The 20,029-nt window shown below is 60.3% G+C and carries 13 protein-coding genes; 5 read left to right on the top strand and 8 right to left on the bottom strand.

Annotated features, from left to right (window positions below):
• The first annotated feature begins 21 nt into the window (after positions 1-21).
• Positions 22-1,821 carry an SLC13 family permease gene (locus FGL65_RS09430; protein ID WP_147820962.1) on the top strand — a complete coding sequence of 600 codons (1,800 nt, stop codon included), beginning with the start codon at positions 22-24 and terminating at the stop codon, positions 1,819-1,821.
• Positions 1,822-1,975: 154 nt separating this feature from the next.
• Positions 1,976-3,598: a sodium/proton antiporter NhaB gene (nhaB, locus tag FGL65_RS09425; protein WP_147820961.1), complete on the top strand. Its 1,623-nt coding sequence runs from the start codon at positions 1,976-1,978 to the stop codon at positions 3,596-3,598.
• Positions 3,599-3,749: 151 nt separating this feature from the next.
• Here nhaB and FGL65_RS09420 read toward each other — a convergent pair whose 3' ends face one another.
• From FGL65_RS09420 to FGL65_RS09385, 8 genes are all read right to left on the bottom strand, one after another.
• Positions 3,750-5,153: an HlyD family type I secretion periplasmic adaptor subunit gene (locus tag FGL65_RS09420; RefSeq protein WP_147820960.1), complete on the bottom strand. Its 1,404-nt coding sequence runs from the start codon at positions 5,151-5,153 to the stop codon at positions 3,750-3,752.
• Positions 5,150-7,327, bottom strand: a complete 2,178-nt coding sequence (locus tag FGL65_RS09415) for a type I secretion system permease/ATPase (RefSeq protein ID WP_147820959.1) — start codon at positions 7,325-7,327, stop codon at positions 5,150-5,152. Before FGL65_RS09415 ends, FGL65_RS09420 begins: the two co-directional genes overlap by 4 nt.
• A 266-nt stretch (positions 7,328-7,593) precedes the next feature.
• Complete coding sequence (locus tag FGL65_RS09410) at positions 7,594-11,829, bottom strand: calcium-binding protein (protein WP_187170339.1); 4,236 nt, start codon at positions 11,827-11,829, stop codon at positions 7,594-7,596.
• 686 nt (positions 11,830-12,515) lie between these two features.
• On the bottom strand, positions 12,516-13,382 hold the full coding sequence (locus FGL65_RS09405) for an EamA family transporter (RefSeq protein WP_187170338.1): 867 nt from the start codon (positions 13,380-13,382) through the stop codon (positions 12,516-12,518).
• Between the two features lie 131 nt (positions 13,383-13,513).
• Positions 13,514-14,239, bottom strand: coding sequence for a Rossmann-like domain-containing protein (locus FGL65_RS09400; protein WP_147820956.1), 726 nt, complete (start codon positions 14,237-14,239; stop codon positions 13,514-13,516).
• A 3-nt stretch (positions 14,240-14,242) separates the two neighbouring features.
• A complete protein-coding gene (locus FGL65_RS09395) occupies positions 14,243-14,920 on the bottom strand; it encodes a molybdate ABC transporter permease subunit (protein ID WP_147820955.1) in 678 nt (225 codons plus the stop codon).
• Positions 14,921-14,922: 2 nt separating this feature from the next.
• Positions 14,923-15,651: a molybdate ABC transporter substrate-binding protein gene (gene modA, locus FGL65_RS09390; protein WP_147820954.1), complete on the bottom strand. Its 729-nt coding sequence runs from the start codon at positions 15,649-15,651 to the stop codon at positions 14,923-14,925.
• A gap of 8 nt (positions 15,652-15,659) precedes the next feature.
• On the bottom strand, positions 15,660-16,352 hold the full coding sequence (locus FGL65_RS09385; protein WP_147820953.1) for an ATP-binding cassette domain-containing protein: 693 nt from the start codon (positions 16,350-16,352) through the stop codon (positions 15,660-15,662).
• A 119-nt stretch (positions 16,353-16,471) separates the two neighbouring features.
• Here FGL65_RS09385 and FGL65_RS09380 point away from each other — a divergent pair, with 119 nt between their 5' ends.
• The 3 genes from FGL65_RS09380 to FGL65_RS09370 all read left to right on the top strand — a co-directional run bounded on the left by FGL65_RS09380 (position 16,472) and on the right by FGL65_RS09370 (position 20,005).
• On the top strand, positions 16,472-17,536 hold the full coding sequence (locus tag FGL65_RS09380; protein WP_147820952.1) for a TOBE domain-containing protein: 1,065 nt from the start codon (positions 16,472-16,474) through the stop codon (positions 17,534-17,536).
• Between the two features lie 197 nt (positions 17,537-17,733).
• On the top strand, positions 17,734-19,068 hold the full coding sequence (locus tag FGL65_RS09375; RefSeq protein WP_147820951.1) for a cyclic 2,3-diphosphoglycerate synthase: 1,335 nt from the start codon (positions 17,734-17,736) through the stop codon (positions 19,066-19,068).
• A 1-nt stretch (position 19,069) separates the two neighbouring features.
• The gene (locus FGL65_RS09370; RefSeq protein ID WP_147820950.1) at positions 19,070-20,005 is read left to right on the top strand and encodes a carbamate kinase; all 936 of its coding nucleotides are present in this window, start codon (positions 19,070-19,072) and stop codon (positions 20,003-20,005) included.
• Positions 20,006-20,029: the final 24 nt, after the last annotated feature.

The raw sequence follows: 20,029 nt of genomic DNA, 5'->3' as shown, positions 1-20,029 counted from the left end.
CAGTAATCGCAAGGACTTAACATGACCCCCGAAATCATTACGGTTATGGCCGTGCTCTTTTTTGCTGTCCTGTTGTTCATCTTCGAATGGGTCCGGGTCGATGTCGTGGGCATCATCATGATGGTGCTCCTGCCCCTGCTGGGTCTGGTCACGCCGCAACAGGCCATCAGCGGACTGAGCAGTAACGCCGTGGTCTCCATCATCGCGGTGATCATCATCGGCGCGGGACTCGACAAGACCGGCGTCATGAACTCCATGGCCCGCATCATTCTCCGCTTCGCAGGCAAGAGCGAATCACGGATCATGACCCTCATCGCCGGAACAGTGGCTATCATTTCCGGCTTCATGCAAAACATCGGCGCCGCCGCCCTGTTCCTGCCGGCGGCCAAGCGCATCGGCAATCAGACGGGCGTTCCCGTGGGACGTCTGCTCATGCCCATGGGCTTCTGCGCCATCATCGGCGGCTGTCTCACCCTGGTGGGCTCCAGCCCGCTCATCCTGCTCAACGACCTCATGGTGGTGGGCGGAACGCGCTACGAAGCCTTCGGCCTGTTCAGCGTCACCCCGGTGGGCCTGCTGCTCATTGCGGCGGCTCTGGTCTACTTCATCCTGTTTGGCCGTTTCATACTGCCCAACAGGGCCGAGGATGAAAACTCCGGCCCCATGTCGTCCGTGCTGGCCAGCACCTACAGCAACGTGGGCTCGCTCTTCGAACTGCACGTTCCCGACACCTGGGAACGGGACGAGCCGCTCCGCGCACTGGCGCTGCGGCCCACATACTTCTGCACCCTGGTGGCTATCGCCAGGAACGGAGGCAACAGCCACCTGTTCGCCCCCAACGCGCAGGAAACCATACAGCCCGGCGACCATCTTGTTGTGGTCGGTCCCGGGGAATTCGTCGAACACATGGCGGAAGACATGGGTTGGGCCCTCCAACCTGAATTGACGTCTTTCGCGGAGGAACTCTCTCCCAACAACGCGGGGATCATGGAAGGGATCGTGACGCCCCGCTCGGAATTCATGGGCAAGACCCTGGCCGACCTTCGGATCAGGGAACGCTTCCAGGTTTCCCCTCTGGCCATCTTCAGGGGTGACAAGCTCTTTGTCAGCGGCCTCATCGATATCGTCATCGAACCGGGCGACGCCCTGCTGCTGCACGGGCGCTGGGAAATGTTCCACATGCTCAAGGGGCTGCCGGACCTCGTTTTCACCGAGACCATCAAGGGCGAACTGCTGCGCACGGAAAAGGCGAAGCTGGCCCTGCTCTGGCTGGGCATTGCCCTGGTCATGATCCTGGGCTTCCACGTCCAGCTTTCCATTGCGCTCCTGACAGGCGCGCTGGGCATGGTGCTCACCAAGGTCCTGACCATTGACGAGGCTTACCAGTCCGTGGACTGGATGACGGTCTTCCTGCTGGGCGGCCTGATTCCGCTGGGCATGGCCTTCGAGAACACCGGCGCCGCCAAGTTCATCGCGGACAGCATCATGGCCGCCCTGGGCACGCCGACGCCGGTGGTGCTTCTCACGGTCATCGGCATCCTGACCTCGTTCTTCACGCTGGTCGCATCCAACGTGGGTGCAACGGTCCTGCTGGTGCCGCTGTCCATGAACATGGCCATCAACGCCGGGGTGGACCCGCGCGTGGCGGCCCTGACCGTTGCCGTGGCGGCGTCCAACACCTTCGTGCTGCCGACCCACCAGGTCAACGCCCTGATCATGCGGCCCGGCGGATACCGGACCATAGACTATGTGCGCAGCGGCGCAGGCATGACCGTCATCTACATGGTGGTCATGATTACCGCGCTGATGCTCTTCTACTAGACTTGAGCCGGGCGCAGGACGTCCTGCGCCCGGCCTTCCGGACCCTCGAAAGCCCGGAACAGACGACATACACGCTGCTCATCATGCAACTGCCGCCGAAACTGGGGCCCTGCCCCGTCCTCGGGGCAGTTTTTGGTGATTCAAGGAGATCGGAATGAAACCTTCGTTGACGCAAACCTTTGCGAAAACCTTTCTCGGCGATGCGCCGGATTGGTACAAGCTGGTCATTGTGGCCTTTCTCATCCTCAACCCGGTGCTCATGTACACCGCCGGGACGTTCATCGCGGGCTGGGCGTTGATCGCGGAATTCATCTTCACCCTGGCCATGGCCCTGAAATGCTACCCGCTTCCCGCGGGCGGCCTGCTGGCGCTCGAAGCCGTTGCCCTGGGCATGACCACTGCGGAAACGGTCTACCACGAGGCCCACAAGAACTTTGAGGTCATCCTGCTGCTGATCTTCATGGTGGCGGGCATCTACTTCATGAAGGACTTCCTGCAGTTCACTTTCACCCGCATCCTGGTGCGCATCCGCTCCAAAAAGGCCATCGCCCTGCTGTTCTGCTTCGCGGGCGCGTTCCTTTCCGCATTCCTCGACGCACTGACCGTGACGGCGGTAATCATGGCCGTGGCCTACGGCTTCTACAATGTCTATCACCGGTTCGTTTCCGGCAAGGGCTACGGGGACACCCACGACCTGAGCTCGGACGACAGCATCAAGGAAAAGAACCGCGAGGAGCTGCGCGAATTCCGCAAGTTCCTGCGCAACCTGATGATGCACGGCGCGGTGGGCACGGCCCTCGGCGGGGTCTGCACCCTGGTGGGCGAGCCGCAGAACCTGCTGGTGGGCGGCGAAATGGGCTGGCACTTCATCCCGTTCTTCCTGCACGCCATGCCCGTGACCATGCCCGTTCTCGTGGTGGGCATGCTGACCTGCCTCGCCGTGGAGCAATTCGGGCTCTTTGGTTACGGCGCGCAACTGCCGGGCAACATCCGGTCCTTCCTGCTGGAAACCGCCATACAGATGGAGGAAAAGCAGGGCCAGCGCGGCAGGATCAAACTGGTCATCCAGGCCGTCACCGGCATCTGGCTCATCGCGGCCCTGGCCTTTCACCTCGCGGCAGTGGGTCTCATCGGCCTCTCGGTCATCGTGCTGCTCACCTCGTTCACGGGCATCACCGAGGAGCATCAGCTCGGCCACGCCTTTGAAGAGGCCCTGCCGTTCACGGCCCTGCTGGTGGTCTTCTTCTCCGTGGTGGCCGTGATCCATTCCCAGGAGCTGTTCGCCCCGATCATCGGGTATGTGCTGGGCCTGCAAGGGCACAGCCAGCTTGCAGCCTACTATGTTGCCAACGGACTGCTGTCCTCCATTTCGGACAACGTCTTCGTGGCCACCGTCTATATTTCGGAAACCAAACTTCACTTTGTTCACGTGCTGGACGCCATCCCCGGGATAGGCATGAGTGGCCAAGCACTCATGGACAGGTTGACGGACGCCCATGTGGCGCGGGCGGATGTACTTTCCACCCTGCCGCAGGGCGCCGCCGTACAGGTCAAGGAGATCATGGAGCACTTCGACAAACTGGCCGTCGCCATCAATACGGGCACCAACATCCCGTCCGTGGCGACCCCCAACGGCCAGGCGGCCTTCCTCTTCCTGCTGACAAGTGCTCTTGCGCCCGTCATCCGTCTGTCGTACGGGCGCATGGTTCTCCTGGCTCTTCCGTACACCATTACCATGTCCCTGACCGGGCTGGCGGCCGTGTACATGTTCCTCTAATCGTGTCCACGGCTCTCCGGCGCCAGGGCTTCCGATATTTCGGAAGCCCTTTTTTTTATGTCCCCATGGCAGGCACAAAAAAGGCCGAGGTTTTCCCCTCGGCCTTTTCACTCATGCATCTGTAAACAGAGCTTCACTGAAGTTTAGGCGTCTACCGCTCCTTCATGCTCTCGCTGGTGTACTTGAGCAGCGGAGAAAGAAAGAACTCGATGAGACGCCGCTGTCGGATCTTGACCTCGGCCGTGGCGCGCATGCCGGGCGTCAGGTTGACGCGCCTGCCGTTGACCATGATGTGGCTCTGCTTCATGCCCACACGCGCCAGGAAATACAGGTCGCCCTCCTCGGTCTGAATGGCGTCTCCGGAAACCGACTGCACGGTGCCGTCCAGGGTGCCGTATTCGGTGAACGGGAAGGCCTCCAGCTTGATGCCCACTTCCTGTCCCTCACGCACGAATCCGATGTCCTTGTTCTTGACCTTGGCCTCGATCTCCAACTGGTAATTCCGGGGCACCAGGGTCATGAGCTCCTGGGCGGGGGTGACCACGCCCCCGATGGTATGCACGGCCAGTTTCATGACCTTGCCGTCCACGGGTGCGGTGATGCGCTGCAGCGTATCGCTGTGGGCTGCCTTCTTGAGCTCCTGGGTCAGGGAATCCACTTCCGTGGACACCGTGGTCTTGTCCTCCAGCAGGTCGCGGCTGTATTCGGACAGGGCCTGAAGCCGCTGTTCCTGAGCCACGTCGATGGAGGCCTCGGCCTCGGCCAGTTCCTGCTCTTCCGTCTTGAGGTTCTGAACGATCTCGATACGCTCGGACTCCACCTGTAGCCAGTCGTTTTCCGACCCCACATCCTGGTCGTAAAGCTTCTTTCGCGCGTTGGCCCGCTTGGTGATGATGGGCAACTGTTCCTTGAGCTTCTCCACGGTATGCGCGGCAGCCTGTCTCTTGGCCGTCAGCCTGCGGACCTCGTTGTCGTACCCGTTGAGCTTGGCCAGCAGGGCCTTGGCGTCCTGGCCCAGGTAACGTTTCTCCTGCATGACATCCGAAGGCTTGGCCCCTTCGGGAACGACAAGCTCTGGCATCCCCCCGCTTTCAGGATCCCAGCTCAGCAAGGCTTCCAGCCGGGCCTCCTCCAGCAGGGATGCGTTGAGCTGCCCCTGAAGCCGCTCCACGTCCGCGCCGCTGGTGGTGGTATCCAGTTCGATAAGCAGGTCGCCCGCCTTGACCAGCTGGCCCTCATGAACGTTGATCTTGGTGATCACCCCGCTCTCCAGGGGCTGGATAGTCTTGACCCGGCCGCTGGGAATGATCTTTCCCTCGGCCACGGCAACCACGTCGGTCTTGCCCAGAACGGCCCAGAAGACCATGAGCACAACCAGAATCATGATGCACCAGGCCGTGGCCCGGCCAATGGGCGAAGGCGGGGTTTCCACCACCTCCAGGGCTGCGGGCAGGAATTCCATTTCCGTGGTGGGCTGGCTAAACCGACACTCGCGGGCCTTGCCCCTGGCGGCCTCGGAGATACGGGCAACCTTGTCTTTCATTCTGCCGATCATTGCACGGCCTCCCCACGTCCCTTGGACTGATACTGCCACAGCTTGGAATAGTAGCCGCCGGTATCCACGAGCTGATCATGGCTGCCGGACTCGACGATCTGCCCTTTCTCCACCACCACGATGCGGTCGCAATCCTTGACCGTGGACAGGCGGTGGGCAATGACCAGCACGGTCCTGCCCGAACAGATGGCGGCCATGTTCTGCTGGATGATGTGCTCGGATTCGTAGTCCAGCGCGCTGGTGGCCTCGTCCAGGATGAGAATGCGCGGATTGGTCATGAGCGCGCGGGCAATGGCGATGCGCTGCCGCTGGCCGCCGGAAAGCCCGGTGCCGTGCTCGCCCACGATGGTGTCGTAGCCCTCGGGCAGCTCCAGGATGAAATCGTGTGCCCCGGCCAACTGGGCGGCCTGCACCACGCGGTCCATGCTCGCGCCCGGGTCGGCCAGGGCGATGTTGTCGCGCACGGAGCGGTTGAAAAGCATGTTCTCCTGCAGCACCACGCCCACCTGCCGCCGCAGCCAGGCCGTGTCCACCAGGGTCAGGTCGATGTCGTCCACCAGCACCCGGCCCTTTTCCGGCACGAACAGGCGCTGCACCAGGTTGGTCAGCGTGCTCTTGCCCGACCCGGACCGGCCCACGATGCCGATGGTCTCCCCTTTTCTGATGTGCAGGCCCACGTCCGTAAGCACGAAGGGAGTATCCGAACGGTAGCGGAAGCTGATGTTCTCGAACTTGATGTCCCCGCCCAGGGCCGGAAGTGTGGAACGGTTGGGATTGTAGCCGGGTTCGGTGGGGTTGTTGAGAATGTCCCCCAGGCGCTGGAGCGAAACCCCGGCCTGCTGGAAGTCCTGCCAGACCTTGGAAAGCCGCAGGATGGGCCCGTTGATGCGTCCGGCCATCATATTGAAGGCGATGAGCTGGCCCACGCTGAGGTCACCGTCGATGACCGCTCGGGAACCGATCCAGAGAATGAGCAGCGTGGAGAGCTTGCTCAGGAAGGTGGTGGCCTGCACCGCGAAGTTGCCCAGGTTGTCGGTGCGGAAGGCCGACTTCACATAGCCCGCCAGCAAATCTTCCCAACGGCGCTGGAACTGGGGTTCCACGGCCATGGACTTCAGGGTCTGCACACCGTTGACCGTCTCCACCAGAAAGGCCTGCTGCTCGGCCCCGCGCTGGAACTTCTCGTCCAGGCGGCGGCGCAGCACCGGGGTCACGAACACGGACAGCCCGATGTAAAAGGGCATTATGCCCAGCACCAGAAAGGAGAGCTGCCAGCTGTAGAAAAACATGACCACGAGAAAGACGAAGGTGAAGATCAGGTCCAGCACCACGGTCAGGGTGGAACCGGTCAGGAAGCGCCGGATGTTTTCCAGCTCGCGCACGCGGGCCACGGAATCGCCCACGCGGCGGGCGTTGAAATAGGCCAGCGGCAGGGAAACAAGATGCGAAAAGAGCTTGGCCCCGAGCGTCACATCCACCCGATAGGTGGTGTGGGAAAAAAGCCAGGTGCGCAGGCCGCCCATGACCACCTCGAATACGAAGATGACCATGAGGCCGATGGCCAGCACGTCCAGGGTGGTCAGCCCCTTGTGCACCAGCACCTTGTCGATGACCACCTGGAAGAAGAGCGGCGTCACCAGCCCGAAGAGCTGCAGGAAAAAGGAAAGCAGCAACACCTCGCCGAACAGCCGCTTGTACTTGAGAAGCGCGGGGATGAACCAGGTGATGTTGAACTGGCGCAGGGCGTCGGGCAGCACGCTGCGCTTGGTGATGAGCATGAGCTTGCCGGACCAGCGTTCCTCGAATTCGGCCAATGGGATCTTCTGGACGCCCCGCTCGCCCGGAACCTGGGTGAGCACGTCCTCTTCCCCTGCCCCGCCCAGAATGAGCCAGGTCCCGTCCTGCATCTGGGCCATGGCCGGAAAGGGCACCTTGGCAAGGGTGGCGCAGTCGCGCTGCAGCACCTTGGCCTTGAGCTCCAGGACCCTGGCCGCGCGCATGATGTCCACATCCTGCATGGGCTCGCCCGGAGGAGAAAACTTGTGGCGAATGCCTTCGGGATCGGCGGCCACCCCGTGATAGCGTGCCAGCAGTATCAGGGATACGAGGCCGGTATCCACCGGCTGTTCCTTTTCCGCCCCACCCGCATTGGTCTGATTCTTATCGTTGGTCATTCAAATCTTTATAATTGTTAGCTGTGGCTAAAAAATGGAGAGCTCTTTCAAAACAAATACAGAATCGCGTCCGTCAAAAATATCTGTTTTCGAATCGGGGCTCCTCTTCCGAACAGAAAAATACGCAGGTCCCCACCCGGAATCGATAACGGTTGTTTTAAGGGAATTTCATCGCTTTGTGAACCATCGGCCGCAACGGCTGCCGGAGTACCATCCCCAAAAACAAAGGGGCCGCCCGAAGACGGCCCCTTTTTGTCTGTTCTGTCTTAGGACTTCTGCCAGTTGGCCGTGATGATGGCCTGGACATCGTCCTGTATCTCGTTGGGCACGGTCAGGACGCCGGCAGAGCTCGGCGTGTAGGCCGACATGGCGTCCACAAGGGACTGCACCTGTCCGGCCATGAGCACGCTGCCGTCGCTGAGATGGAATTCCTCCACCTGATTATTGGCGTTCGCATACCATCCCTTGATTGTCAGGCTGTCGTCCGTACCTATGATCCCTATGGTAAGGCTGTTGCCGTCGCGAGCAAACAACAGGTCATCCGCCCCAACACCTTCACCGAACAGAATCGAATCGCTGCCTTCGGTATCCACAATTGTATCACTGTCATCGCCTATGCCAAAACGGTAGACGTCGTTACCGACACCACCCACAAGCGTGTCGTTACCTGCACCGCCGATCAGGGTATCATTACCGTTACCGCCATAGAGCTTGTCATCGCCAAGGCCACCTTCCAGCAGATCGTTGCCGTTGCCGCCGTTCAGGTAGTCGTTGCCTTCCTGGCCGTAAAGCACGTCATCATCGTTACCACCGAGAAGCGTATCGTTGCCCATGGAGCCATGCAGGGTGTCGTTTCCATCACCACCGTTCAGGCTGTTGTTTTCATAGTCGTACTCCATGAACCAAGGATCAACGACCTCCTTGTTGGCATAAAGCACATCATCACCACTGCCACCGCTCAAAGTATCTGCTCCAAGCCCTCCAGACAGAGTATCCGCGCCATTGCCGCCGTAGAGCTTGTCGTCGCCAAGCCCGCCATCAAGCAGGTCGTTGCCGTCCCCGGCGTTCAGCACGTCGTTTCCATCCTTGCCGTAGAGCTCATCGTCGTCATTATTGCCCATGAGCGTGTCGTTGCCGCTCGCGCCAAGCAAGGTGTCATTGCCGTTGCCGCCGGCCAAATAGCTGTTGCCGTCCGCGCCGCTGGCTGCGGATTCGGCGTTCAAGCTGAAGGAGATACCGGATACGGCACCGGCCATGTCGCCGTCGAACACGGCACTGCCCGCATTGCTGGAAGACTGCCCTGCTATCAACAGGTCGTTGCCGTTGCCGCCGCTCAGGGTATCGCTCCCCGGACCGCCGATCAGCGTATCATCGCCATTGCCGCCGTAGAGCTTGTCGTCGCCAAGACCGCCTTCCAACAGGTCGTTGCCGTCGCCGCCATTCAGGTAGTCGTTACCCGCCTGCCCATACAGCTTGTCGTCATCATCTCCACCGATAAGGCGATCATTGCCGTCAGCGCCAATCAGCGTGTCGTTGCCGGCCCCGCCGTTCAGGTAGTTGTCACCGTCAGCGCCGCTGGTTGCGGATTCGGAATTCAGGCTGAAGGAGACACCGGATACGGCACCGGCCATGTCTCCGTCAAACACGGCACTGCCCGCATTGCTGGAAGACTGCCCTGCTATCAACAGGTCGTTGCCGTTGCCGCCGCTCAGGGTATCGCTCCCCGGACCGCCGATCAACGTATCATCGCCATTGCCGCCGTAGAGCTTGTCGTCGCCAAGACCGCCTTCCAACAGGTCGTTGCCGTCGCCGCCATTCAGGTAGTCGTTACCCGCCTGCCCATACAGCTTGTCGTCATCATCTCCACCGATAAGGCGATCATTGCCGTCAGCGCCAATCAGCGTGTCGTTGCCGGCCCCGCCGTTCAGGTAGTTGTCACCGTCAGCGCCGCTGGCTGCGGATTCGGAGTTCAGGCTGAAGGAGATACCGGCCTCTGCACCGGCCATGTCGCCGTCGAACACGGAGCTGCCTGCGTTACTGGCCGTCCCATGTCCTCCAAACAAAATATCGTTACCGTTGCCGCCGATAAGGGTGTCCGAACCCTGACCGCCGGAAAGGACGTCTTGGCCGTTGCCGCCGTAGAGCTTGTCGTCGCCGGCCTCACCAAACAACTGATCGTCATCTTCGCCGCCGAGCATAGTATCGTTTCCGGCGCCACCAAACATGGTATCGTTTCCGGCTCCGCCGTCCATATAATCGCCGCCATCAGCGCCACTGGCTGCGGACTCGGAATTCAGGCTGAAGCTTCCGCCAGTGATCACTTCCCCGGTCATGGGGTCGTACACATCCCCACCCGCATTACTGGATGCCGTCGGGTAGCCATGAATGGAGGCACCTTGGAAACCATACATGACGTCGTCGCCACCATTGCCTCGGAGGGTATCAGCGCCCATGCCACCATAAATGATTTCCGCGCCGGCTCCGCCGACAACTACATCATTGCCGTCATTACCCATGAGGGCCGCATTATGCACGGCATTGCCTTCACCCCGGTACCCGTAGATCGTGTCATCCCCGGCAAGGCCGTCGACAATGTCCGTATCGATCAGGGCGCGAAGTCTGTCATTTCCGTCAGTGCCCAACAGCACATTGGGTTGGCTCAGGATAAGGAGGTCTTCATAGGTGGCGGTGGTACCGTCGGCAAAACGGACACCCTCGACGTTTTCATCCAGGGTTACGGTGCCGCCATCCGCCAAGGTTATCACCAGCTGGGAACCATTGTCATCCGGCTTTGCCACGGAAAGGGAATCGAGAGTGATATCATCGCCGAAAACCAGGGTATCGTTCCCACCGCCCCACCATTCTTGGATAATATCGTTGCCGTCACCGAGATTATATACGTATTTATCGTTACCACTCAGGCCTTCAAGGGTGTCGTCTTCCTTCCCCCCGGCAATGGTGTCGTCTCTATCGTTGAAGCCACATATGTAGTCCTTGCCGTCGGTTCCGGCCTGTGCGAGATACTGCTGCTGTAAATCTTCCTGGGACCATGTGCTTCCGTCGGCAAACTGAATCTGCTCCAGACGGCTATCGACCTGGACGGAACCACCGTCAACAAAATGAAGAACAAACTCACTGGAGTAAGGAGAAGTGCGGGTGACCGTGACATTTTCCTTGTCGATACCATTACCAAGTACCAGCGTATCCACGTCGATGGAGGAATAGCCTCCATCCCGGACGATATCGTTGCCGTCGCCGAGGTTGTAGAGATAGGTATCGCTGCCGTAGGAACCAACAAGCGTGTCGTCACCCTTGCCGCCGGATAGCGTATCGTCGCCATTAAAGCCGCGTATGCTGTCATCACCATCGGTTCCGGCTTGATCCAGGTAACGTTGCTTCAGTTCATCATAACTCCAGGAGGTTCCGTCCGCGAGCAATACGGAGTTGATGCCGTCCGTCAACTGCAGGCTGCCTCCGTCGCTGAAATTCAGCTTCAGGTCTTCCGAGTAAGGAGAAAGACGCGAAACGCTCACCGAATCCTTGTCAATGTCCGCTCCCAAGACAACCGTATTGACATCGCCGTCGGAGGCATAGTCCTGAATAATATCCTGCCCATCACCTAGGTTGTATTCATACCGGTCGCTTCCGGCATCACCGTTCAGAACATCATTCCCGGTCCCACCGTAAAGAGTGTCATTCCCACCCCAACCATAAAGCTGGTCGTCGCCGGCACCACCATTAATAGCATCATCCCTGAAGTCGAAGCCATTGACTACGTCATCCCCGGCTGTGGCAGCTGAAGCAAAGTACTGTTCGAAAATTTCCTCGGAAGTCCAGACCGAACCGTCTGCAAACTTCACCTTTTCAACACTTCCGTCCCAACGGACTGTTCCTCCATCGGCGAAATTGAGGACAAGATACGGTTCTTCATAAGACCCGCCCCAGGGATCTTCGGTCATACCACGGGTCACGGTGATGGAATCCGTGGTGATGCCTTCCCCAAGGACCAGGGTATCCACGTCGGAGGACGGACCGCTGTCCTGTATGACGTCATTGCCGTCGCCCAGTTCATATTTGTACGTATCGCTTCCGGCACCGCCATAAAGTGTGTCGTCGCCGAGGCCGCCAGCCATTACGTCGCTGCCTGCACCGCTGGCCCCAGGCGAACCACTTCCCTGGAATCCGTAGATGACGTCATTCCCGGCTCCGCCATTCAGGGTATCGTCGCCGTAACCGCCAAAAATGATTTCAGCACCGGCGCCTCCGTTGATCAGGTCGTTCCCGGAACCGCCATCAAGAGTTGCATTGCTTGCGGTAGGAATGCCTCCCTGGAATCCGTATATGGTGTCATCACCGCCAAGTCCTTTGACGAGATCGGTATCCACCGCAGCCGTCAGGACGTCATTACCGTCAGTCCCTAAAAGGATGTTGCCTCCACCGCTCGACCTGACGGAACCGCCATGAAGAGAGAACGTTGTATTCATGCCAATAGAATTACTCACAGAGTATCTCCTTGCGCTTGTGCGTGAAGCTCCGGGCACCCCTTCCATGCCCGAAACGGGAAAAGGCGACCGTTCCGCCAGCAACAACGACCACGGCCGAAAAACTTGCTATCACCCAACCTGCCAACAGACAGTCTCAACCTTTTGAGTCCTGCCCTCTGCAACTATTGGGAAACGATACGAACCATTATATAAACAAACACCACATACAACACTTCGCAACCTACACCAGAATTCTGCTGACACGAAGAGAAAAGTTGTATTTTTTGATTCACTACACCAAATAATTAATGCAGCAATGCATATTGAAAAATATCCCATGACAGGTATGGTAAATTACGTGCAGATCAAAGATGTTACGAAAAATGCAACAGAGTTCGGCAAGCTGTTCGACAACAATATTTCATTAAGTTTATAAATGAATCATGCGAAAGACAAAATATAGAAAATCATATCATACTGCGATATTCCACACACCGCCCAATATGACACCATTACCAGAGGAAAGAAGTCGCCTATCCACTTCGTAACTTCCATGCGAAATACGGCAAACCGGGGCTCTCTACGCACCTTATCCACAAGACTTTGACGAAAACCAAATCGAATAGTCTTCACATTGCGACCAATAGCACCATTCATCAGTTTTCCACAAAACATCTGTGAAAAACAAACCGTCGTTCCTTGCCTTATTTCGCCACGTAAGTCAGGCAGGCGCCGATGATAATCAGCACGATGCCCACGGCGCGCGGCATGGTGAACGGCTCGCGCAGGAGGCACCAGCCGAGTCCTGCGCCCACCACGAGACTGAGCTGCCGCAGGGCTCCCACATAGGTGACCTTGCCCAGGTTCAGGGCAAAAAGCATAAGCACGAAGGAAAGCGTGTTCAATACCGCGACGCCGATAATGCGCCAGCGGTTCAAGCGCCACTCCCGGACAACCTCGCTGCGGTCCAGCCGCCTGAGCCGGGGCAGAAAATAGACATTCGACGCAAGGGTGTAGCAGTACATGTAGATGAACGGGTGCATGTGGCGCACCGCCATCTTGCCCCAGAGCGTATACAGTGCCACGGTAAAGGCGGCCAGCACGGCAAAGGCCATGCCCACTCCAAAACCGGCTCCGCCTCCTGCCAACCGGGGAGAGCGCAGACTCCTGAGCTGGATAACGAACACCCCCACGGAGACCAGCAGCACCGAGACCCAGCCGACACCGTCGATCCGTTCCCCGAAAAACAGCAAGGCGAGAAACGGCAGGAAGATCGTGCTGGACCGGGAGACCGGATAGGCAATGGTCAAGTCCAGCCGCTTGTAACTGCCGGAAAGGCAGCAATAGTTGGCCACGGCAAGCAGGGTTCCGCCCGCCACATACCAGAGCGAGGAAAGATCCAGCCCCCACATGCCAACGGCCACCGCAAAGGGAATGGCGTAGACAACGGGTTCGATGAGCTTGCTCAATCCGAGGAAGGCATCCTTGTTGCGCGCCTGCTTGAACAGGAAGTTCCAGTAGCCGTGGGCCACGGAGGAAAGGACCACCAGGAGAAAGGGAAGGTTCTGCATGCGACGATGTCCGTGTAATGGTGAAAGGAAATGCCCCATCCCCTGCCGTCCGAAAAGGACGCCGGAAAGAACGGGACATATTCTTCTGCCACAGCCCCGTCTCAGGGGCAAGCAGTCAATATCACATCAAATCAGGTACTTTGCGGACAAAACCGTTCCCAACCCATGACCGAAGAGGCCCCGGCAATCGTGGTGCCGTAAAAGAGCACCGGCTTTTCCGACAGGAACGGATCGATGGTGCCGTTGGCAAAGGTCGTTCCCGTCACCAGCAGGAGGTCAGCCCATTCCAGGGCCTCGGCTGCGGTTTCCTGGCCTTCCACCAGCACCCCGCGCTTGACCTGGCCGATGTTGTCGGGGTCCAAATCCAGCAGGCGCAGCTCGAATTCGACGTTGAGCGCCTCGGCCATGGCGGGCTGGAGCCCCACCTGGGTGATGCGGCAGTTTCCGTACTTTTCACGAATGTAAGCCGGCAGCTTTTGGGCGCAGTCCTTGGGGCCGCAGTCCTTGCAATGGACCGTGTTTTCCGCTTTGCCCAGGGAGCGGGAGACCGCATTGAGGGTGGCCACGAACACGGCCCGATGGAAATTGTTGTCCAAGGGCAGGGAAACCACCTGGGCCAGGGTGCCGCTGTAGTTGCCGTAATGATCGGTAAAGGCCTGGCCGCGCTCGTCCCGGAAGCAGGCCTCCATGAGCTTCTCCTTGCCCTTCTGGATGGGGAAATCCTCGCCGTCCGGGGTGCCGATGGCCTGCTCCACGGTCAGTGGACCGGCCATGACCGTAATGGTCTCGTTCATGAGGCCGTGCTCTTCCCAGACGGGAATGACCTTGTCCCGCACCCTGTTCATTATTGTATTCATTTCTTATTCCTCCACGGCGGAAAGCCGCTTGACCACAAGGAAGATGGTCAGTGAAAAAACGCCTATGATGCCCGCAAGCACCATGGCCCGTTCAAACTCGCCGCTGAAAACCGCATTGTAGATTTCCAGGGACAAGGTGTTGGTCCTGCCGATGATGTTGCCCCCGAGCATGAGGGTGATGCCCACCTCGCCCAGGGAACGCCCCAGGGCCAGAAACCAGCCAGAGGCCACGCTGCGCCGCACATTGGGCAGCAGCACCAGCCAGTAGGTCCGCCACGGGCTCTTTCCCAGCATGTGCGCAACCTCGGCCAGACGCACCACGGAACCGCCGCGCAAGGCCGCCTCCACGGGCTTGACCATGAGCGGCAACCCGGCCACGAACGAAGCCAGCACCACGCCTGGAAAGGAAAACACGATATCCATGGGCGCGAACCTTCCCAGCCAGCCGCTGCGCCCCAGCACGAGCAGCAGCACGAACCCCGTGGCAATGGGCGGAAAGACCAGGGGCAGGGAGACCAGGAAATCCATTACCCCGCGCCCCAGGCTCCGGCGGCCGGTCAGGTAATAGCCCAGAAGCACGCCCGTGACCAGATGCAGCAGGCCGGAAACCGCGAGGACCTTGAGCGTCAGCCAGAGCGGCCCGGTGGTTTCGGGCTGTTGCAGCACCTCCAGGGCATTCATGCCTACAGGCCGCTCCTGCTGATGATGGCCTTGGCCTCGGGAGTGGCCAGGAAACGGAAGAATTCCAGGACCTGCTCATGCTTGCCGCCGCCCTGCAATTCCCCGGCAACGATGCTGATGGGCTCGTAATCCTTTTCCGGCACCAGCACGTAGCCGCCCAGCTTGTCCTGCACATGCAGGGCGTGGGTCAGGTTCAGGAAGCCCATGTCCACCTCGTGCGCCACAAGGTAGGAAAAGACCTGCGGCACGGTGGCCACCTCCACCAGGCGGGGTTTGATGTCCGGCAGCCTGCCCGTGGAGGTCAGGAACTCCCTGGCCGCGCGGCCGTAGATGGCCTTGGAGGTGTCCGGCAGGGCAATGCGCTTGACCGCGGGATCATCCAAGGTCGCCACGCTCGAACAGGAGCTTCCCTTGGGATAGGCCAGCACCAGCCTGCCCTTGCCCAGCATATGGGTGGACCTGAATTCCAGGCCGCCGCTCCTGAGGAAGTCCTCGGCGCCCAAGGCGATGTCCACGCGCCCGCTTTCCTTGGACAAGGCAACGACCCGGCCCATGTTTCCGTAAAGGCGGTCTATCGTCTGGCCGGTCCTCTGTTCGTAGACGGCCACCAGCTCGTTGACCATCTTCTTGTAGCCGGCGCCCGACGCCAGCACCAGATTATCGGCCTGCGCCAGGCCCGAAGCGCCCAGCAAAAGAACACATACGGCAACGGCAATACGAATCAGTCTCATGGGATTTCCTACAAGGCGGCCCGAATGGCCGCTGGTTCCGGGTTGTCATGAAAACGGATCTGGCGCTCGAGCCAGTCCGGGGCCGCACATCCCCTGTCCATGGCCAGGATGGCGTCTCCGAGGTATGCGGCCTCCTCCAGGTCGTGGGTGACATGCACCATGGGAATGCCCAACTCGCGCTTCAGTTCCCGAAGACGACTGCGCACATTGCGCCGCGTGGCAATATCCAGGGCGGAAAAGGGTTCGTCCAACAGCAGGAGCCGGGGCTCCCGGGCCAGGGCCTGGCAAAAGGCCACGCGCTGGCGTTCGCCGCCGGAGATGGACCCCGGCCTGGAATCCGCCAGGTGCAGGACGCCGAACATGTCCATGTACCTTTCGGCGACCTCCATGTCCCGGGCCGCAAAGGCCACGTTATTGCGCACGCTCATATGGGGAAACAGGGTGTAGTCCTGAAAGACAAGGCTCGCGCCCCGCTCCTGCAGGGGGAGGCTGCGGCCCGAGGCAGTATCGGTCCAGACCCGGCCGCCCAGGGTGACCGTGCCGCAGTCCGGCCGTTCCAGCCCGGCGATCAGGCGAACCAGGGTGGTTTTCCCGGCCCCGGACGGGCCCACGACGGCGGTCAGTTCCCCGCAGGCGCAGGAAAAGGACATGCGCACGTCAAAGTGCTTCAGCCGCTTGCCGACGCTCACCACCAGGCCCATACAATTCCCCTCCCATTTGTGCGAAAAAACAAGTATACCAGCATCAATGCCTGTCTCATGAAGCCCGTGAAGGCAAGCGCATCACGCAAACAGGTAAATCCGTGACATCTCCGCAAGCAATGAGTGACAACAAAAGCCCCCGGAACAGACTGGCTCCCCAGGACATATTCAGCGTATCCCAGGAGGTTCGCCATCTCGAGGCCGCCCAGCTGCGGGAATTCGAGGCGGCCTTCACGGCCTGGAAAAACGCGGCCCGGGGCGGCAAAAGCATGCAGGCGAGGCAACGGCTGCACATGGTCTTCCTGCTCCTTCGGCATACCGGCGCGAGGCTGGGAGAGATCCTTTCCCTAGACGACCGCTCGGCGTTTGACCACGAACGTTCCATGGTCGCCATCCAGGGACGCAACGCCATCCGGCAAGTGCCCCTTCCCGAGGAGCTCAACGCATCGGTGTCCGAGATGCTGGCAAGTCCCATGGGCTGCGCCCTACGCGGGGAATTCTTCCACGTCGATCCGGGGTATTTGCGACGTACCTGCTATGCGCGGGGCAAGGAATGCGGCCTGCCCAGGGACCTGGCCAACCCGCGCGTGCTGCGAAACACCCGGGCCGTGGAAATGCTCCGGGGCGGCGTGCCCCTGGCCGTGGTCAAGGAAATCCTGGGCCAGTCCTCCCTGGACCTGGCCGCCGGTTTCCAGCAGTTCACCAGCCAGGACGTCGAATCCATCGTTCGCCTGGCCCAGCAGGACATGCGCAAGCGCACCAGCGCCCGCAACTCGTTCATCGGCCGAGTGGAACGCATCGTCACGGATACGGTCATGGCCGAGGTCTCCCTGCGCACGCGATCGGGCGTGGAGATCTGCGCCATCATCACCACGGACAGCCTGCAGAGCATGCGCCTGGCCGAGGGCAGCCCGGTGGCGGCCACCATCAAGGCCCCGCTGGTCAACATCATGGCCGGAAATTCCGAAACGACGGGCAGCGCCCGCAACCGGCTGCGGGCCACCATCCTCCGCGTGTTGGAATCACCGGCGGTCGCGGAGATCACGGGCAGGCTGGAGGACGGCACCGAGGTCTGCGCCCTGATCTCGGGACAGGCCGCCCGGGACATGGCCCTGCGCCCCGGGGACACGGCACAATTCTGGTTCAAGGCCCTTTCCGTGGTGCTCAACACCGTCCATCTCTAGTCCCGCGCGCATTGAGGTTTCTCCTCCCCTCCATCAGTTTTGCCTATGACGGTTGAAAAAGTTGATTTTTCACTAACGCAAAACATTTTCAGCCCTGCTTTCCACGATTCGGTAAATGTGGTACGTCATACTACCCTTATCGAACCAATTGCCTCGTTCTTTCATATTGAAAAGGCAAAACCCGAATCGGAGGAACAATGGTCGAGAAAGTCATCATCATGGGTGCCGCTGGCAGGGACTTCCACAACTTCAACGTCTATTTCCGCAACAACCCCCGCTACAAGGTGGTGGCGTTCACCGCGGCCCAGATCGAAGGGATCGAGGGCAGGCGCTATCCGGTCGAGCTGTGCGGGGACGGATACCCGGACGGCATCCCCATCCACCACGAAAAGGAACTGGGCGAGCTGATCAAGAAGCACGAGGTGGACCTGGTGACCTTCTCCTACTCCGACATCCGGCACGTGGAGGTCATGCACAGGGCCTCCAAGGTGCAGTCCCTGGGCGCGGACTTCATGGTCATCGGCGCGCAGTACACCATGGTGGAATCCACCAAGCCCGTGGTGGCGGTCTGCGCCGTGCGCACCGGCTGCGGCAAGTCCCAGACCACCCGCAAGGTCATCGACATCCTGAGCAATATGGGCAAGAAGGTCGTGGCCATCCGCCACCCCATGCCCTACGGCGACCTGACCAAACAGGCCGTGCAGCGCTTCGCCACCTACGAGGACTTCGACAAGCACGAATGCACCATCGAGGAGCGTGAAGAATACGAACCCATCGTGGACCAGGGCATGGTGGTCTATGCCGGCATCGACTACGAGGCCATCCTGCGCGAGGCCGAAAAGGAAGCCGACGTCATCATCTGGGACGGCGGAAACAACGACACCTCCTTCTACAAGCCCGACGCCTACATCACCATTTTCGACCCGCATCGGGCCGGCCATGAGCTGACCTACTTCCCGGGCGAAACCAACATGCTCATGGCCGACATCGCCGTGATCAACAAGGTGGACACCGCCCTGCCCAACGACGTGGAAACCGTGCGCAACAACATCGCCACCCACAATCCGGGCGCAACCATCATCAAGGCCAACTCGCCGGTTTCCGTGGACGAGGCAACCTCGGTCAGGGGCAAGCGCGTGCTGGTGGTGGAAGACGGCCCCACCCTGACCCACGGGGAAATGAGCTTCGGCGCGGGCGCTGTCGCGGCCGAGAAATATGGCGCGGCCGAAATGGTGGACCCGCGTCCCTATGCCAAGGGTTCCATTGCGGACGTGTACAAGAAGTATCCGCACATGGGTCCGATCCTGCCCGCCATGGGTTACAGCGCGCAGCAGATCAAGGACCTCGAGGCCACCATCGAGGCCACGGACTGCGACCTGGTGCTCTTCGGCACCCCGGCCAAGCTCACCCGCGTGGTGGAAGTGAGCAAGCCCACGGCCCGCGTTTCCTACGGCTACGGCGACGCCAACAGCCCGACCCTGGAAAGCGAACTGCTCCGCCTGCTGGACGAACGCAAGCCCGGCTGGAGATAGTATGGCCCTGGCCCCGATCCTGCTCCTGGCCCTTGGCGGCAATGCGCTTATCCGCAAGGGCCAGGAAGGAAGCATCGAACAGCAGTTCGAAAACCTGAAAACACCGCTCAAACAGGTCGCCCGTCTGTCTCAGACCTTTCGGATCATCCTCACCCACGGCAACGGGCCGCAGGTGGGCGACCTGCTTTTGCGCCAGGAATGCTGCTCCAAGAACACTGCCAAACTGCCCCTGGAAATCCTCGTGGCACAGACCCAGGGGCAGATCGGCTACATGATCGAATCCTCCCTGGATACGGAACTCATGGAGCTGGAGGGAGCCGAGCAGAAGCCCCTCGTCAGCCTGCTCAGCTATGTGGTGGTGGATGCGAATGACCCCGGCTTCGGGAATCCCACCAAGCCCATCGGGCCGGTGCTGCGCGAGGACCAGGCTTTGAGCGCGCCCTACCCGGTGCGCGAGACCGCCAAGGGACCGCGCCGGGTGGTGGCCTCTCCCCGGCCCATAACCATTGTGGAGAAGCGGGAGATCAAGCGCCTCATCGACCAGGATTTCATTGTCATCTGTTGCGGAGGCGGCGGCATACCGGTCATCCGCCAGGGCAGAAAATTCTGCGGCGTGGACGCGGTCATCGACAAGGACCTGGCCAGTTCCTGCCTGGCCCGCGAGGTCGGCGTGGAAATCTTCTGCATCGTCACGGACGTGGAGGGTGCCTACCTCGACTACGGCACGCCCGAACAGCATCTCCTGGGCACCGTCACCGCGAGCGAGGCGCGACGGCTGCTGGCCACAGGAGCCTTTCCGCCCGGCAGCATGGGCCCCAAGGTGGAGGCCTGTCTGGAATTCCTCGGGAACGGAGGAAGGGAAGCCGTGATCTGCTCCATCGATTCCATCGACCAAGCCGTGGCGGGCCGTTCGGGGACCCGTATCGTCAGGGATTGAGCAACGTGTTCAGCGCTCCCGCCG

Source organism: Salidesulfovibrio onnuriiensis (genome assembly GCF_008001235.1).
GTDB classification, from domain to species: Bacteria; Desulfobacterota; Desulfovibrionia; order Desulfovibrionales; family Desulfovibrionaceae; genus Pseudodesulfovibrio; species Pseudodesulfovibrio onnuriiensis.
This window is presented reverse-complemented; position numbering and strand designations above follow the sequence as displayed.

Coding starts and splice junctions, on each gene's coding strand:
- FGL65_RS09400 (WP_147820956.1), bottom strand. CDS start 14,239: ATGAATACAATAATGAACAGGGTGCGGGACAAGGTCATTCCCGTCTGG.
- modA (WP_147820954.1), bottom strand. CDS start 15,651: ATGAGACTGATTCGTATTGCCGTTGCCGTATGTGTTCTTTTGCTGGGC.
- FGL65_RS09370 (WP_147820950.1), top strand. CDS start 19,070: ATGGCCCTGGCCCCGATCCTGCTCCTGGCCCTTGGCGGCAATGCGCTT.
- FGL65_RS09395 (WP_147820955.1), bottom strand. CDS start 14,920: ATGAATGCCCTGGAGGTGCTGCAACAGCCCGAAACCACCGGGCCGCTC.
- FGL65_RS09430 (WP_147820962.1), top strand. CDS start 22: ATGACCCCCGAAATCATTACGGTTATGGCCGTGCTCTTTTTTGCTGTC.
- FGL65_RS09420 (WP_147820960.1), bottom strand. CDS start 5,153: ATGATCGGCAGAATGAAAGACAAGGTTGCCCGTATCTCCGAGGCCGCC.
- FGL65_RS09405 (WP_187170338.1), bottom strand. CDS start 13,382: ATGCAGAACCTTCCCTTTCTCCTGGTGGTCCTTTCCTCCGTGGCCCAC.
- FGL65_RS09380 (WP_147820952.1), top strand. CDS start 16,472: ATGAGTGACAACAAAAGCCCCCGGAACAGACTGGCTCCCCAGGACATA.
- FGL65_RS09385 (WP_147820953.1), bottom strand. CDS start 16,352: ATGGGCCTGGTGGTGAGCGTCGGCAAGCGGCTGAAGCACTTTGACGTG.
- nhaB (WP_147820961.1), top strand. CDS start 1,976: ATGAAACCTTCGTTGACGCAAACCTTTGCGAAAACCTTTCTCGGCGAT.
- FGL65_RS09415 (WP_147820959.1), bottom strand. CDS start 7,327: ATGACCAACGATAAGAATCAGACCAATGCGGGTGGGGCGGAAAAGGAA.
- FGL65_RS09375 (WP_147820951.1), top strand. CDS start 17,734: ATGGTCGAGAAAGTCATCATCATGGGTGCCGCTGGCAGGGACTTCCAC.